Annotated in this window: 14 protein-coding genes; 5 read left to right on the top strand and 9 right to left on the bottom strand. The window is 72.2% G+C overall.

All coding sequences use genetic code 11. The features are described from left to right. Positions 1-152: 152 nt before the first annotated feature. From ABH926_RS13725 to ABH926_RS13705, 5 genes are all read right to left on the bottom strand, one after another. The gene (locus ABH926_RS13725; protein WP_370365877.1) at positions 153-2,849 is read right to left on the bottom strand and encodes an AAA family ATPase; all 2,697 of its coding nucleotides are present in this window, start codon (positions 2,847-2,849) and stop codon (positions 153-155) included. A gap of 75 nt (positions 2,850-2,924) precedes the next feature. Further along, complete coding sequence (locus tag ABH926_RS13720) at positions 2,925-3,542, bottom strand: ADP-ribosyltransferase (RefSeq protein ID WP_370365876.1); 618 nt, start codon at positions 3,540-3,542, stop codon at positions 2,925-2,927. Between the two features lie 41 nt (positions 3,543-3,583). Next, complete coding sequence (locus ABH926_RS13715; RefSeq protein ID WP_370365875.1) at positions 3,584-4,495, bottom strand: alpha/beta fold hydrolase; 912 nt, start codon at positions 4,493-4,495, stop codon at positions 3,584-3,586. 48 nt (positions 4,496-4,543) lie between these two features. Then, a complete protein-coding gene (locus ABH926_RS13710) occupies positions 4,544-5,053 on the bottom strand; it encodes a hypothetical protein (RefSeq protein WP_370365874.1) in 510 nt (169 codons plus the stop codon). Next, positions 5,050-5,700: a hypothetical protein gene (locus ABH926_RS13705; RefSeq protein WP_370365873.1), complete on the bottom strand. Its 651-nt coding sequence runs from the start codon at positions 5,698-5,700 to the stop codon at positions 5,050-5,052. The genes ABH926_RS13710 and ABH926_RS13705 overlap by 4 nt, the downstream gene beginning before the upstream one ends. 134 nt (positions 5,701-5,834) lie before the next feature. Between ABH926_RS13705 and ABH926_RS13700 the strand changes: the two genes are divergently transcribed. From ABH926_RS13700 to ABH926_RS13690, 3 genes are read left to right on the top strand one after another with little or no spacing between them, the layout of a single operon-like run. Next, positions 5,835-6,452 carry an ArsR/SmtB family transcription factor gene (locus tag ABH926_RS13700; RefSeq protein WP_370365872.1) on the top strand — a complete coding sequence of 206 codons (618 nt, stop codon included), beginning with the start codon at positions 5,835-5,837 and terminating at the stop codon, positions 6,450-6,452. Continuing rightward, a complete protein-coding gene (locus tag ABH926_RS13695; RefSeq protein ID WP_370365871.1) occupies positions 6,449-7,258 on the top strand; it encodes an SRPBCC domain-containing protein in 810 nt (269 codons plus the stop codon). The genes ABH926_RS13700 and ABH926_RS13695 overlap by 4 nt, the downstream gene beginning before the upstream one ends. Positions 7,259-7,268: 10 nt before the next feature. Further along, a complete protein-coding gene (locus ABH926_RS13690; protein WP_370365870.1) occupies positions 7,269-7,841 on the top strand; it encodes a dihydrofolate reductase family protein in 573 nt (190 codons plus the stop codon). 27 nt (positions 7,842-7,868) lie between these two features. On the opposite strand, the gene ABH926_RS13685 is transcribed toward ABH926_RS13690, so the two are convergent. After that, positions 7,869-9,041, bottom strand: coding sequence for an ROK family protein (locus ABH926_RS13685; RefSeq protein WP_370365869.1), 1,173 nt, complete (start codon positions 9,039-9,041; stop codon positions 7,869-7,871). Positions 9,042-9,100: 59 nt separating this feature from the next. Between ABH926_RS13685 and ABH926_RS13680 the strand changes: the two genes are divergently transcribed. Both ABH926_RS13680 and ABH926_RS13675 read left to right on the top strand, forming a co-directional pair. Beyond that, positions 9,101-10,165, top strand: a complete 1,065-nt coding sequence (locus ABH926_RS13680) for a Gfo/Idh/MocA family oxidoreductase (protein ID WP_370365868.1) — start codon at positions 9,101-9,103, stop codon at positions 10,163-10,165. Between the two features lie 32 nt (positions 10,166-10,197). Next, a complete protein-coding gene (locus tag ABH926_RS13675) occupies positions 10,198-10,683 on the top strand; it encodes an SHOCT domain-containing protein (RefSeq protein WP_370365867.1) in 486 nt (161 codons plus the stop codon). Between the two features lie 31 nt (positions 10,684-10,714). On the opposite strand, the gene ABH926_RS13670 is transcribed toward ABH926_RS13675, so the two are convergent. From ABH926_RS13670 to dhaL, 3 genes are read right to left on the bottom strand one after another with little or no spacing between them, the layout of a single operon-like run. Next, on the bottom strand, positions 10,715-11,710 hold the full coding sequence (locus tag ABH926_RS13670) for an aldo/keto reductase (RefSeq protein WP_370365865.1): 996 nt from the start codon (positions 11,708-11,710) through the stop codon (positions 10,715-10,717). Positions 11,711-11,753: 43 nt separating this feature from the next. Beyond that, entirely contained in the window at positions 11,754-13,475 is a 1,722-nt protein-coding gene (locus ABH926_RS13665) for a putative PEP-binding protein (RefSeq protein WP_370365864.1), read from the bottom strand. Continuing rightward, positions 13,472-14,095: a dihydroxyacetone kinase subunit DhaL gene (gene dhaL, locus ABH926_RS13660; protein WP_370365863.1), complete on the bottom strand. Its 624-nt coding sequence runs from the start codon at positions 14,093-14,095 to the stop codon at positions 13,472-13,474. The genes ABH926_RS13665 and dhaL overlap by 4 nt, the downstream gene beginning before the upstream one ends. Positions 14,096-14,101: the final 6 nt, after the last annotated feature.

Below are 14,101 nucleotides of genomic sequence, written 5' to 3'. Positions count from 1 at the left end.
CACGCCACACACGGCGTCAGTCCCAGATGATGTCCTTCTTCATGGCCACAGCGGTCACCTCCTCCGCCCCGTGAGTCCCAAGGGGTACGGAAAGAAGTCGACCATCGCGCCGTTCAGGGCACTTGAGTAATCGGTACTCAAGTGGTCGGTACTCAAGTAGCCGTACTCAAGGATTCCAGCGCCCCGGAGCCCTGATCCCCCAGCGCAGAAGCCAACTCGCCCCGCGTCGTCACACCGAGCCGCGCATAGGCGTTCTGCAGATGGTTCTCCACCGTCCGCACCGACAAGTGCAACTGCGCCGCGATGTCCTTGCTCGCCACCCCTGCCGCCGCGAGCACCGCGATGTCCCGCTGCCGGGCCGTCAAAGGCGCCGCCGCCTCCGCGGCGGTCAACGGCGTCCGCGCCCCCTCGCACAGCACCGCCAGGTCCGCGGCCAGACGCGCCGCCACCGGCGCCCGCCGCGGGCTCCCGACCCGCCGGAACGCCCCGGCCGCCGCGCTCGCCGCCTCGGCCGCGTACAGATCGGCGCCCATCGCCGCCAGTTCGCGCGAGGACGCCAGCAGCCGCTCGGGATCGTCGGCGGCGAGCGCCCGCGCCAGCTCCGTCACGGCCGGGACCAGCTGCCCCTGCGCGGTCGCGGCGAGCTCCGTCAGCCACTCCAGGGCCGTCTGCGCGCCGCCGAGACGCGCCAGGTCCGTCAGCAGCCACGCCGCCATCGGGACGTTCCCGACGGCCCGGGACCGCTGCGCGCCCTCGATCAGCTCCCTGCGCGCGCCGGGCAGATCCCCTCGGCCGACCCGCAGCCAGGCCTGGGCCAGGGCCCCGAACTCCCCGCAGATGCCGAACGCCGGATACTGCCGCGCCCGGTCGGCCGCCCGCTCGGCGGCGGCCAGGTCGCCGCGCAGCGCGGCGGCCACCGCCAGTCCGTTGAGTCCCGGATTCAGGGGCCTGATCTGCCCCTGGGAGCGGGCCCGCCGCACGGTTTCGGCGAACCAGCGGCGCGCGGTCGCCGGGTGTCCGCAGGCCAGCTCGATCTGGCCGCGGCTGAAGGCGACCCAGGTGCGGGTCAGCTGGGTCGCCGACGTCCCGAGCTTGGAGTGGGCGAGTTCGCCCGCCGCCCGCGCCTCGGTGAACCGCCCGGCGTCGCGCAGGGCCACCGACAGCGAGATGAGCTGCGCGGACGGGTGCGGGTACAGGGCCCGCCCGGCGATGTCGAGATGCGTCCGATAGGAGTGCTCGGCCCACGCCGAGGCGTCCGCCGTGCGCCCGAGCATCGTCAGGCCCATCGACTTCATCATGGCCGCGGTCAGCCAGCCCGTCGGGTCGCCGTGGTCCCCGGCCTCGTCGGGCATGTCAGGCATCTCGGGCATGTCATCCAGGAGCGCGAGCGCCGACGGGTCGCCGTCGGACAGCCGGATCGAGGCCTGGTGGTACCGCAGCATCCTGCGGCTCTCGGGGCCGGTCATGGTGGCGTCGGCGTCGGCGATCTGCGCCAGCGCGTCCTTGGTCCGGCCGGCGCCCCAGAACAGGTTCCAGGACCGGACCACCGCGACCGCCAGCTTCTCCTGGTCGTCGCGGGCTCCGGCGTCGGCGGCCGCCAGCACGGCCTCGGCACCCACTGGGGCCCCGAGTTCGAACAGCGCCTCGCCGAGCGCCAGGCGGGTCGCGGTGGTCTGGTCCTCCTCGCGAAGCGATTCCAGGAGGGTCTTGGTCTGCGCGTAGTCGTGGGCGTACCGGGACAGCGCCGCCGCCTCGACGAGCAGAGCCGGGTCGGCGGTGCCGGTCGCCGCCAGCTGCCAGGCGGCCATGCGGCGGGTGTCGTCGGCCCGCCGGCCGCCCGCGGCCCTGGTCCGCTCGATCTGGTCCAGCAGCAGCCTGGTGCGCCGCAGCAGCGAGATACCCGCCCGCAGAGCCTCGCCGTACAGGGGATGCGCCAGCGCGACGGTGGTCCGGCGGTGGCTGATGACCACCCGCACCAGCCCGGACTCCTCCAGCGCGGTCAGCGTGTCCAGGTCGGTGGCCGCCAGCACGTCGGCGACCGGGACCGGTTCGCACAGCGCCAGCAGCTCCAGCGCGGGCCGGGCCCGGACCGGCGCGGCGGACAGGCGGGCGTCGATCATCTCGGTCAGCCGGCGCGTCCCGGCGGCGAACGGGCCGGTCTGCTCCCAGATCTCGCCGTCGTGCACGAGGCTTCCGGCGGCGAGCGCGCCGAGTACCAGCTCCCTGAGAAACAGGATGTTGCCGCCGGAGGCCTCCTGCAGATCCTCGACGGTGCGCCGGACCACCGGGCCGCCGAGCGCCGCCTGAAGCGCCTGCTCGGTGGCCCGGACGTCGAACGGCTCCAGGTCGATGCGGTGGACCGCGTCGCGCCCGCACAGCGCCCCGACCGCCTCACCGACCGGCTCACCGCTGCGCACCGTGCCGATCAGCCGCACCACCCCGGCGTCCATGAGCTGCCGCAGCAGCACGGCCGAGGCCGCGTCGAGCCACTGCAGGTCGTCGACGAGCAGCACCCAGCGCCGCTCCCCGCGCGCCCCGGCCAGCTCCCGCGCCACGGCGGCGAACCCCCGCACCGGATCGGCCAGGTCCACGCCCGGCGGAATGAGGTGCGCGATGGCGCCGAGCGGCACAGCGGCCGCCGGCGCCGAAGCCGTGGCGCGCCCGGCCTCGAACCCGGCCCGCACCGCGCGCGGCAGGAACTCCTCGGCCAGCCGCGACTTCCCGATCCCGGCCGGCCCGTGGATCACCACGCCCTGACGCCCCCGCGCGGCCCAGACCGCGTCGAAGCAGGCCAGCTCCAGATCACGCCCGACCAGCGGCCACGGCTCGGCCGTGTCGGGCACGCTCATCTGGCCTCCGCGCACATGACTTGATGTAGGGCGTTCCGATGATGCGCTGTCAGCGCCGGGGTGGCAAGGCGCGCCCTATACGGGGAAACCTGCCGCAACCCCTCGCCACGGCACGTAGTTCGGATTGCGCTCACAGCCGGTGAGGATCTCGGTCTTGGTCTGGAGGTCCACCGGGCAGCCGCCGACGATGAACTTGGTGTCGATGCCGCCGGGGAAGGCGACCTCCATCTGCGAGGCGTACTTGTGCTGGTAGCCGATGGTGGCGTTCACGTCGATGCCGCCGGGCGCGTCCACGTAGTAGTTCCAGCCCGACTTCCACTTCTTGTACAGGTCGTGGTCGTAGGACGTGCTGACGAACGGGGACGGCTGGTTGTTGGCGACGTACGCCGCCAGGTCGTACTGCCCGGTCACGACGTCCTTGGGCCGGAAGCCCTCGGCGAAGACGATCTCGGGCCCGCGGCCGTCGGACCGGTAGAGCTCGTCGCAGTTGGAGCGCCAGGACGGCACGGGAGCGATCCGCTCCAGCTCGACGTCGCGCTCGGCGGCGTCGTACAGGTGGTCGGCCGGGACGGGACAGCTGGCGGCGACCGTCGTCTGGGCGGCGCGCGCCTGGCCGGCGGCCTGCGGAACGAGAACGAGGGACAACGCCAGGGCGGCAGCGCCTGACAGGACTCTCATACGGTTGTTGATCATGAGCCATGGATACCGGCTCGCAGGTCAACTCCCTGGGAGCCTCACCCGACCGTGGTGTGTCGCGCGCTCACGAACTCCAGCAACGCGCGCGTCGTCTCCTCCGGACGCTCGATCGACGGCAGGTGCCCGGAGTCCAGATCGATGCGCCGCGCGCCCGGGATCCGCACCGTCAGCAGATCGGCGATCTCCTGAATGGCCGAGGGGTCGTGGACGCCGTTCACGATCAGCGTCGGCACGGCGATGTCGCGCAGCCGCTCGATGATCGGCGGCTGCAGGAAGCGCTCCTGGTACAGCGGAACGCTCCATTCGCGCGTGAAGCTGTGCCGGCACATCTCCAGCGCCAGCTCCCGGATCGCCGGATCCAGCTCCTCCAGGCTGCGCCCGGGCCCGGCGACCATGTACCGGACGTTGACCTCGGCGACCGCCGCGACGTCGGCCGGGTCGATGCTCTCGGCCGTCCGGTTCCAGTAGCGGGCCATCCGGTCGGCCGGCACGGCCTCGGCGATGAGGTGCCCGACCTCGGCGGTCATCTCGGCGGGCCAGTCGTATTCGGTCAGCCCCGAACACACCAGTGCCAGAGCGCTGACACGTTCGGGTGCCGAGAGCGTGGCTTCGATGGAGTACGCGCCGCCGACGGAGTTGCCCACCAGGACGGCGCGCTCGATGTCGAGCGCGTCCATCAGGCCCAGCAGATCGTCGCAGCGCGAGAACTCACCGCGGGCGTCGTCGGATTCGCCGGCGCCGCGCAGGTCGTAGCGGACCACGCGGCAGTGCCGCGCCAACGCCTGGAACTGGTGGTCCCACATGCGCCGGTCGCCCAGGCCGCCATGGGTCAGGACGACCGTCGGCGAGGCACCGGCGCCGACACTGGCGCCCGCGCCCGCGCCGACCGCGTCCGCCGGACCCGCCTCGTCGTAGGCGAGCCGGACGCCGTTGCTCATCGCGAAGGACATGCCGCAACGGTACCGTCGGCGGCGCCGGGAGATCTCCGCCTAGGCCGCCTACGCCGCCTGCACGTCCGGGTTCGCGAACTTCGCGTACAGCGCGTCCGCACGCTGCCGCGTCCCGTCGAACACCGCGCACACCAGCAGTCTGCCGCCCTCGCTGCGCGCCTTGTCCTCCGCGACGTCCTCGGCGGACAAAGGCGAATCGGCGAGCACGTGGTCGCAGAACCGCTGCCCGCCGGTGTGCTCGTTCCACCGGCGGTCGTTCAGGGACTCGATCAGCCCGAGCACCGTCCACGTCTCGTTCCGCAGACCCGGCACATCGGGGTCGAGCCCTTCGGCATCGAGGTTGCGGACGTCGCGCGGATCGACGAAGAGCGTGTAGCGGTCGACCGAGGCGACGACGCCCTCGAAGACGCCCGCGACCCGCAGCGCGGCGCCCCGTTCGCGCGCGTACATCTGCGCCAGGTCCTCGGCCGCACGCGCCGACGTCGCCTGGAACACCTCGCCCCAGCGCTCCGTGGTGTGCGGCCAGTAGCCGTAGACGGAGAAGTCCCGCAGCATCACTTCTTGCCCCCTCGCAACGAACCGCCGCCGGTACCGCCGGACTTGGAGTGGCTGGTCCCGGACTTCGAATGGCTGGACTCCTCGTCGCCGCCGGACGAACCACCCGACCCACCCGAGGCACCGCCGGAAGACCCGCCGACGGATCCCCCGCTGGATCCGCCGCGCAGTGAACCGCCGCCCATCATCGAGTTCGACCCGGAACCGGTCGAGAACTTCATCTTCGCCGTGTCCACCTGCGACCCGGACACGGTCTTGCCGTTGGAGCCCTTCCAGGACGCCGTCTTCGCCGCCGCGTCGATCACGCTGGCGTGCTGCACGTAGTAGGTGTGGTAGGTCCCGATGTAGTTCGAACGGTAGGGAACCGGCACATAGGTGTTGTAGTAGGCCGGGGAGTCGTAATACGCGAAGTACTGGTTGAGCCACGACTGCGGCATAGGCGTCGGCACCGAACCCGGCGGGCACAGGCCTTCGGCGATCAGCGTCTGCGCCTCGGCGGGACTGTCGACGTAGTAGCACTGGAACACGCCGCCGACCTGCTGACCATAGGCGGCCGGTGCGTAGGCGACGGGCTTGGGTTTGGAACACCCGCTGAGTGCGAGCAGGACGGCGAAGAGCCCTGCTATCAGGATCGCGAGACGTCTTGTCATGAGATGAATCTTGGCGGGCCGGTGTCATCGGTGCAGGACCTTTTCGGCGATCAGGCCAGCCGCGCCGGCCAGGCCGACTCGCCGACAAATTTTCTTGTCTTGACAAAATTCCTTGTCGGCCAGATCCTGGAACCATGCTCGATGTCGCCGTCATCGCCTCCCCCGCCGCGGCCGAGGCCTCGCTGGATCCCATCCGGTCCCGCATCCTCGCCGCCCTGGCCGAGCCCGGCTCGGCCGCCATGCTGGCGGCCCGCCTCGGGCTGCCGCGCCAGAAGGTCAACTACCACCTGAAGGAACTCGAGCGGCACGAGCTGGTCGAGCTCGTCGAGGAGCGCCGCAAGGGCAACGTCACCGAGCGCGTCTACGGCGCCACCGCCGCCTCCTACGTGATCTCGCCCGGCGCGCTGGCCGCCGTCAGCCCGGACCCCGACCGGGCGCCCGACCGGCTGTCCGCGCGGTGGCTGCTGGCCCTGGGCTCGCGGCTGATCCAGGAGGTCGGCACGCTGCTCAGCGGGTCGGCGCGGGCCGGCAAGCCGGTCGCCACCTTCGGGATGGACGCGCGGGTGCGCTTCGCCTCCGCGGCCGATCGGGCGGCGTTCGCCGAGGAGCTGACGCAGGCCGTGACCGCGCTGGTCAGCCGCTACCACGACGAGCAGGCCGCCGGGGGACGGGAGCACCGGCTGGTCGTCGGCCTCCATCCCATACCCGGCCCCCAGCCCGAAACCCCCGCAGAACAGGAGGATCCGCGATGACGCACCCCTTCGAGATCGAGCTCGAGACCACGCTGCCGGCCACGCCCGAGCAGGTCTGGGAGGCGATCGCCACCGGACCGGGAGTCGATTCCTGGTTCATGGGACGCAACGAGATCGAGGCGCGCGAAGGCGGAACCGCCTCCATGGACACCGGCGGCCACCGGGAGGAGGCCGTGGTCACCGCCTACGACCCCGGCAAGCGCCTGGCCACCCGCACCGCCCCCGCACCCGACGGCCGCTTCATGGCCTTCGAGTACCTCCTGGAGGGCCGCGAGGGCGGCAGCACCGTGCTGCGCGTCGTGCACAGCGGCCTGCTCGGCGACGACTGGGAGAACGAGTACGACGCCCTGCGCCGCGGCTGGCCCTTCCACCTCAACACGCTGCGCGAGTACCTGGCGCACTTCCCCGGCCGCACCGCGGTCCCGGTCTTCGGCATGGCCCCGGCGGCCGGTCGCTCGCCGGAGGACGTACAGGCCCTGCTGGCCGGCGCGCTGTCCCTGACCGCACCCGTCGCCATCGGCGCCCGCGCCGACGGCGGACCGGCCGGAGCGCCCCTGGTGGACGGCGAGGTGGTCTGGGCCGACGGCGAACGCTTCGGCGTCCGCACCGCCGACGGGCTCTACACCTTCCACCACGGCTCGGGCCTGGCGCTGATGTTCCACCACCTGTTCGCGTCCCGAGGCGGACCGGACGACGCCGTTCCCGAAGCCGACGCCGACGCCGTTCCCGAAGCCGATGCCGATGCCGAGCAGGCCTGGCAGCAGTGGCTCACACACGCCATCGGCAACAACGACATCGCAAACTAAGGAGTCTGATATGCGTACCCTGATCAGCACCGCGTTCATCTCGCTCGACGGCGTCGTCGAGGGCCCCGGCGGCGAGCCCGGCTACCGGAACTCCGGCTGGACCTTCAAGGACGTCGAGTTCGTCCCCGAGGCCTACGCCCTCAAGGGCACCGAGCAGGAGGAGTCCACGGCCATCCTGATGGGGCGGACCAGCTACGAGGCCTTCAGCCCGGTGTGGCCGGGCATGAAGGAGTTCTCCCTGTACAAGGACATGCCGAAGTACGTCGTGTCCACCACCCTCACCGAGGCGGACCTGGTCGACGACTGGGGCCCGACCACGATCCTGCGCACGCTCGACGAGGTCGCCGCGCTGAAGCAGACCGAGGGCGGCCCGATCATCGTCCACGGCAGCGCCTCCCTGAACCAGGCGCTGTCCGACGCCGGCCTGATCGACCGCTACCACCTGCTCGTCTTCCCGCTGCTGCTCGGCGCCGGCAAGCGCCTGTTCAGCAGCACGGACAAGGACGTGCAGAAGCTGAAGCTGGTCGAGAGCCAGACCTACAGCAACGGCATCCAGAAGAACGTCTTCGACGTCGTCCGCTGACGTTGCGTCCGGCCGATCAGCCCTCTGTCACCGTGAAGACAGAGGGCTGATGCGCGTCGCCGGTGTCACGAACATGGTGTCGAGCACAAGCTGCGCGGCACCGACCGCCACCGCGTCCTCCCCGGCGGGGGTCAGCGACACCTGCACGTTCTGCCAGGCCGGGTCGGGAAGATGTGCGGCGATCTGGTCGACGACCGCGCGCAGATACAGGTCCGGCGCGGCGAAGATCTGGTGCCCGCCAAGGAGAATCCGGTCGATGTCGAGCAGCCGGACGAGATTGGCCGCACCGAGGCCGAGCCAGCGCGCCGCGGTCTGCGGATCGCCCTCCGCGAGCGCGGCCAGGCACAGCGCCTCCAGACAGCCGCGCGCGCCGCAGGTGCAGACCGGACCGTCGGGCTGGACGACCTGGTGACCGAACTCACCGGCATTGGTCCTCGCGCCCCTGTAGAGCGCGCCGTTGAGCAGCATCCCGGCACCGAGGCCGTCGGCGAAGTGCAGATACGCCGTGTTGCCGGGCGCCGGTGCGGCAAGCGCGGCGGTGTTGGTGTCCTTGTCGAGCAGCACGGTCGGCACGTCCAGGTACGCGTCCACCTCGTCGCGCAACGGATACCCGTCCCACGCGGGCAGTCCGGCAGGACGGTGCAGCACCCCGGTCTCGTGGTCCAGCGGCCCGCGACAGCCGATGCCGACACCGAGCACCCGGGCTCCGGCCGAAGCCGAGCCGATGAGCCCGCGCACCCGCTCGCCGAGTTCGACGGCCACCCGCTCGGGCTTTCCGCTCGCCAATCCGAACGGCAGCGTACGGGCGCCCAGCGTCCGGCCGGCCAGGTCCACGAGCAGGATGGTGCCGCGCCGGCGGTCCAGCTCGACGCCGACGGCGCAGCCGGCTTCGGGGCGCAGGGCCAGCAGCGTGCGCGGCTTGCCGCCGGTCGACGCGCTCCGCCCGGCCTCCTCGATCAGCCCCTCGGCCAGCAGCCGGGCGGTGATCTTGCTGATCGCCTGCGGGGTGAGGCCGGTCTGGGCGGCGAGCTGGACCCGGCTGCTGCCCCCGGCCACGGCCCCGGCGTCGGCATCGGTGTCGGCATCGGTGTCGGTGTCGGTGTCGGCCCCATCGCCGGCGGCCCGAAGCAGCCCCAGCACCAAAGCGGTGTTGTGGTCGCGCAACCCCGTGAGGTTGGTCCCGGCCTGCCGTCGTTCCATGCGTCCCATTGTGCGACCTCGTTTTGCGCTTTGCCAACAGTGTTGCTTAACTCGGTCCCATGAGCGCTCCCGAGAACTCGCTGCAGAACCCGCTGCGCGTCGGCCTGATCGGCTACGGACTGGCCGGGCGTGCCTTCCACGCGCCCCTCATCGCCACCACCCCCGGACTGCGGCTGCAGACCGTGGTGACCGCCAACCCGGAACGGCGCGAGCAGCTGAGCCGCGAGTATCCGCAGGCCCGCGCGGTCGACAGCGTCGAGCAGCTGCTCGCCGACCCCTCGGCGCTGGACCTGGTCGTCGTCGCCTCCCCCAACGACACGCACAGCCCGTCCGCGCGCGCCGCGCTGGAGGCGGGACTGCCGGTCGTGGTCGACAAGCCGCTGGCGCCCACCGCCGCCGAGGCCCGCGAGCTGATCGAGCTCGCCGAGGCGCGCGGCGTGATGCTGACGGTGTTCCAGAACCGGCGCTGGGACAGCGATTTCCGCACCGCGAAGCACCTGATCGCCGAGGGCGGACTCGGCGACGTGCACCGCTTCGAGTCGCGCTTCGAGCGCTGGCGCCCGCAGATCGCCACCGGCTGGCGCGAGTCCGCCGACCCGGCCAAGGCCGGCGGCGTCCTGAACGACCTGGGCAGCCACCTGGTCGACCAGGCCCTGCACCTGTTCGGCCCGGCCACCCGCGTCTACGCCGAGGTGGACGTCCGCCGCCCCGGCGCCGTGGCCGACGACGACGCGTTCATCGCGCTGACCCACGCCTCCGGCGTCCACTCGCATCTGTGGATGAGCGCCGTGGCCGCCCAACTCGGCCCGCGTCTGCGCGTCCTCGGCAATCAGAGTGCTTACGTGGTCCAGGGCCTGGACCCCCAGGAGGCCGCACTGCGCGCCGGCGAGCGCCCCGGACCCGGCTGGGGCGAACCGGCCGAGAGCGAGTGGGGCCTGCTCGGCACGACCGAGGACGCGCGGCGGTACCCGTCGCTGCCCGGCGACTACCCGGCCTTCTACGCGGGCGTCGTCGCGGCGCTGCGGGACGGCGCGCCGGCTCCCGTCGATCCCCGCGACGCGCTGGCGACGCTCACCGTCCTGGAAACCGCCCGCCGCTCGGCCGCGGAGGGCAGGACCCTGTAGCGTCCCCACCACCACAGGTGGAGGGGGACATCATGGGCAAGAAGGATCCGCTGCCGGCCGGCACGACCCGCATCCACGGCTCGGACGGCTCGATGACGTTCGACGGCCAGTACGTGACCGTCATGCACAAGTGGCTCTCCGACGAAGGCCGCGGCGAGGCGCAGTTCCCGCTCGGGGTGATATCGGGCGTCAACGTGCGGAACGGACTGATCCTCGCATCGGTGACCTTGGTGATCCAGGGCGGGATTCCTCCGCGCAAGAGGAAGGGCGACCCGCTGACCGTCCACGGGTTCGGCAAGGAGGAGGCCGCCTTGTTCCGGGACATGGTGGTGAGGGCTCGGGCGGCCGTGGACGCGGTACCCATGCCGGAGGTTCCTGAACACCCGGCCACGCCGGGTCTGGTCGGCGAACTCCGGCAGCTGGCGGATCTGCACGCACAGGGCATGCTGACCGCCGAGGAGTTCGGCATCGCCAAGGCCAAACTCCTCGGGACCAGCGCGCCGGAGGATTCGTACTGACTGCTGCTGACTGCTGCTGACTCCCGGGCGGTCAGCTCCACGCCATACGAGAACGCTGCGTCCAGTACTCCTCCGGCGGCATCGCCAGCGCGGTGAGCTGATCGAGCTGATCCGGTGCCAGGCTGAGGTCGGCGGCGGTCAGGTTGCTCTCCACCTGGGCCACGGTCGCCGCGCCCGACAACACGATGTCGGCCCACGGCTGAGCCGCGATCGCCGCCAGCGCGACGGCATCGGCACCGGCCGCCATCGTCTTGGCGACCTCCGACAGCGCCGAGTCGTCCCGGTCCTGCTCCGCCAGGTGGGCGTCGGTCAGCCGGCCGTTGGCCAGCCCCTCCTTGACGATGACCGTCCATCCGGCCTCGTGGGCCTCGGCCAGCGCCGGCCCGACCGAGGTCTCCAGCAGGTTGTAGGTGGCCTGGACGCTCTCGAACAGACGGCTGCCGCCGACCGTGATCCGCAGCGCGGCCCGGATGGCCTCGGCCTGCCGCGGCCCGCTGGTCGACATCCCGATCCGCACCCCGCGCGCGGCCAACGCGGCCAGCCTGCGGTGCAGGCCCTGAGCTGTATCAGCCAAGGCCGGGCTGTCGGGGGTGACCGAGTGGATCTGGTACAGGTTCAGCCGATCGCCCAGCAGGGACCGGGTCTCGGCGATCTGCCGGGTGAACACCGCGATGCTGTGGTCCTTGACCTCGTGCACCGGCGCGTCCACGCGCCAGTCGGCGGTGTAGGTGTAGCCCCATTTGCTGCCGACGGCGACGTCGTCGATATCAGGGTGCGCATGCAGCCATTCGCCCAGGAACTCCTCGGCGCGGCCGTAGGAACGTGCGGCGTCGAAGTAGCGGACCCCGGCCGCGTAGGCCGCGTCGAGCACCGCGTGCGCGCGAGAGCGCATCGCCTCGACCGAGCGGTCGGCGGGCAGGTCGTCGTCGCGGCCGAGGTTGATGTACCCGGGACGCCCCACGGCCGCCAGGCCGAGCCCGAAGGCCGTCCTCGGGGCCGGATCGGGATCAGGGTGCTTCGACGTCATGGACTTCCTCCTGGGCGCTGCTCGGCGGTTCCGGCTTCAGGCTTCAGGGCATGGCCGGCCAGCAACGCCGGCGCACCATGCGCTGCACGCTCTCCAGCGTCTCGCAGGTGAGTGCCTCGGCAGCGACATCGGCGCAGATCCGCGCGTCCAGACGGCGGATGCGGACCCGCGTCTCGTCCAGCGCGGCGGGGGCGACCGACAGCACGTCGCAACCCAGGCCGATCAACAGGGGGATGACCAGGGGATGCGCCGCGGCGTCACCGCACACTGACACCCGGATGCCTCCCAGGTGCGCGGCCCGCACAGTGCGGGCGATGGCGTCGAGGACGCGCGGGTGGGCGGCCAGCGCCGGGGACACCGCCGGATCGCGCCGGTCCAGCCGCAGGATCTGGCTGGTCAGGTCGTTGCTGCCGATGGAGAAGAAGGCCGCGTCCGCCGCCAGCTCGTCGGCGAGATCGACCGCTTCGGGCAGCTCGATCATCGCCCCGATCGGCGGCGCCGCAACGCCCAGGTCGGCGGCCACGTCGGCCAGGGTCTTCGCGCAGGCGGCCAGTTCCTCGACGGTGGCCACCATGGGGATCATGACGCGCAGATCGCACGCCGCCCCGGCGGTGAGGATCGCACGGAACTGATTCGAGAACGCCTCGGGGTCGGCGAGCATGTGCGGCAGGCCCCGGCCCAGATGCCCGTCCACGGCCTGGTCGGCGAGGAACGGCGGGAACTTGTCGTCGGCGAAGTCCAGGGTGCGCACCGTCACCGGCTGCCCGGCCAGCTTCTCGAGGATGGGCCGCAGGACCGCGGCATGCTGCTCAGCTGTCGGCCAGGAGCCCGCGTCCAGGAACGGCAGTTCGGTCCGCAGCAGCCCGACGCCGTCGGCCTTGGCGGTGTTGGCGGCCTTGGCCTCGATCGCGGTGGCGACGTTGGCCCGCAACGCGATCGCGTGTCCGTCAAGGGTCTGAGACGGCAGGTCGCGCTCGGCCGCCAGGACCTCGCGACGGCGGCGCGCCGCGTCCATCGCCGCGATGGCCGCGTCGCGCTCCCCCGGCTCGGGATTCACTGTGAGCGTCGAGCGTTCGGCGTCGATGAGGACCTCGGTGCCGTCCGGATGGTTCAGGACTCCCGCGTCGACACCCAGGATCAGCGGGATCCCCAGCGACCGGGCGATGATCGAGGCGTGGGAGTTGGGCCCGCCGACCACCGAGACCGCGGCGACGACCAGGTCGCCGTACTCCAGCAGGTCCGCGGCGCCGATCTCCTGCGCCGCCAGCACCACCGGGCCCCCGGGCACCGCCGACTCCGCCCCGGCGAGGTGGGCCAGGACCCGGCGGCCGACCTGGCGGACGTCGGCCGCGCGCTCGGCGAGAGTCGGATCGTCCAGGGACGCGAGCAGGGCGGCGTACTCGTGGACGGCCAGGACGACGGCGTCCGACGCGGACTGGCCGGCGCGCACCTGCTGCACGGCCGCGCCGCGCAGTTCGCCGTCCAGCGCGATGTAGCCGTCGACCTCGACGATGTCGGCCAGGTCGGTCTGCCCGGAGGCGCGCAGCGTCCGCGAAAGCCCGGCCAGCTGCCCGGCCACCGCGTCGAAGGCTTCGGTGACCTCTGCGACCGGGTCCGGGGCCGACTCCCGCGTCGGGTCTGGGCTCGTATCAGGGCCCGTACCCGAACTACCAGGCGGCGCGACCGGCGGCAGATCCGTATGGTGCAGCAGGCCCAGAGCCGTACCGGCGGAAGCCAGGTGTCCGACGTAGGTCGAGCGGGTCACGACTGGAGCACCTCCGCGAGGGTTCGGAAGACCAGTGCGGTGGAGGTGGCACCGGGGTCCTGGTGTCCGATGCTGCGGGCGCCGAGGTAGGACGCGCGTCCCTTGCGGGCCTGCAAGGGGATCGTGTCCTGCATGCCGGTCTCGGCGGCCTTCGCGGCCTGCTCGGCGGCCGCGGCCTCGCCCTGTCCGGCGCCCGCCGCCTCGCCGAACGCGGCCAGCGCCGGGACGAGAGCGTCGACCATGGTCTTGTCACCGGGCACCGCGGCGCCGAGTTTCTGTACGCCGGCCAGTCCGGCGTCGAAGGCCGCGGCCAGTTGCCCGGCGTCGGCGGTCGGGCCGGACAGCTGCTTGCCGGTGGCGCGGAAGAAGGTGCCGTAGAGCGGGCCGGCCGCGCCGCCGACGGTGGAGATCAGCGTGGTGCCGGTCTTGACGAGCACGTCGCCGACGCCGGCCGCCTCGTAGCCGTCCAGGGCCGCCAGGACCGCGGTGAAGCCACGCTGCATGTTCACGCCGTGGTCGGCGTCGCCGATGGCCGAGTCCAGCTGGGTCAGGCGGTCCTTGTTCTCGTCCATCGCCGCGGCCATGGCCCGGACCCAGGCCCGGGTCAGGTGGATGTCCATCGGTCG

The sequence above is a fragment of the Catenulispora sp. GP43 genome, from assembly GCF_041260665.1.
In the GTDB taxonomy this organism is placed as follows: Bacteria; Actinomycetota; Actinomycetes; order Streptomycetales; family Catenulisporaceae; genus Catenulispora.
The sequence above is the reverse complement of the archived record's forward strand: the minus strand, read 5'-3'. Positions and strand labels throughout refer to the sequence as shown.

Coding starts and splice junctions, on each gene's coding strand:
- ABH926_RS13725 (WP_370365877.1), bottom strand. CDS start 2,849: ATGAGCGTGCCCGACACGGCCGAGCCGTGGCCGCTGGTCGGGCGTGAT.
- ABH926_RS13720 (WP_370365876.1), bottom strand. CDS start 3,542: ATGATCAACAACCGTATGAGAGTCCTGTCAGGCGCTGCCGCCCTGGCG.
- ABH926_RS13715 (WP_370365875.1), bottom strand. CDS start 4,495: ATGTCCTTCGCGATGAGCAACGGCGTCCGGCTCGCCTACGACGAGGCG.
- ABH926_RS13705 (WP_370365873.1), bottom strand. CDS start 5,700: ATGACAAGACGTCTCGCGATCCTGATAGCAGGGCTCTTCGCCGTCCTG.
- ABH926_RS13700 (WP_370365872.1), top strand. CDS start 5,835: ATGCTCGATGTCGCCGTCATCGCCTCCCCCGCCGCGGCCGAGGCCTCG.
- ABH926_RS13695 (WP_370365871.1), top strand. CDS start 6,449: ATGACGCACCCCTTCGAGATCGAGCTCGAGACCACGCTGCCGGCCACG.
- ABH926_RS13690 (WP_370365870.1), top strand. CDS start 7,269: ATGCGTACCCTGATCAGCACCGCGTTCATCTCGCTCGACGGCGTCGTC.
- ABH926_RS13685 (WP_370365869.1), bottom strand. CDS start 9,041: ATGGAACGACGGCAGGCCGGGACCAACCTCACGGGGTTGCGCGACCAC.
- ABH926_RS13680 (WP_370365868.1), top strand. CDS start 9,101: ATGAGCGCTCCCGAGAACTCGCTGCAGAACCCGCTGCGCGTCGGCCTG.
- ABH926_RS13675 (WP_370365867.1), top strand. CDS start 10,198: ATGGGCAAGAAGGATCCGCTGCCGGCCGGCACGACCCGCATCCACGGC.
- ABH926_RS13670 (WP_370365865.1), bottom strand. CDS start 11,710: ATGACGTCGAAGCACCCTGATCCCGATCCGGCCCCGAGGACGGCCTTC.
- dhaL (WP_370365863.1), bottom strand. CDS start 14,095: ATGGACATCCACCTGACCCGGGCCTGGGTCCGGGCCATGGCCGCGGCG.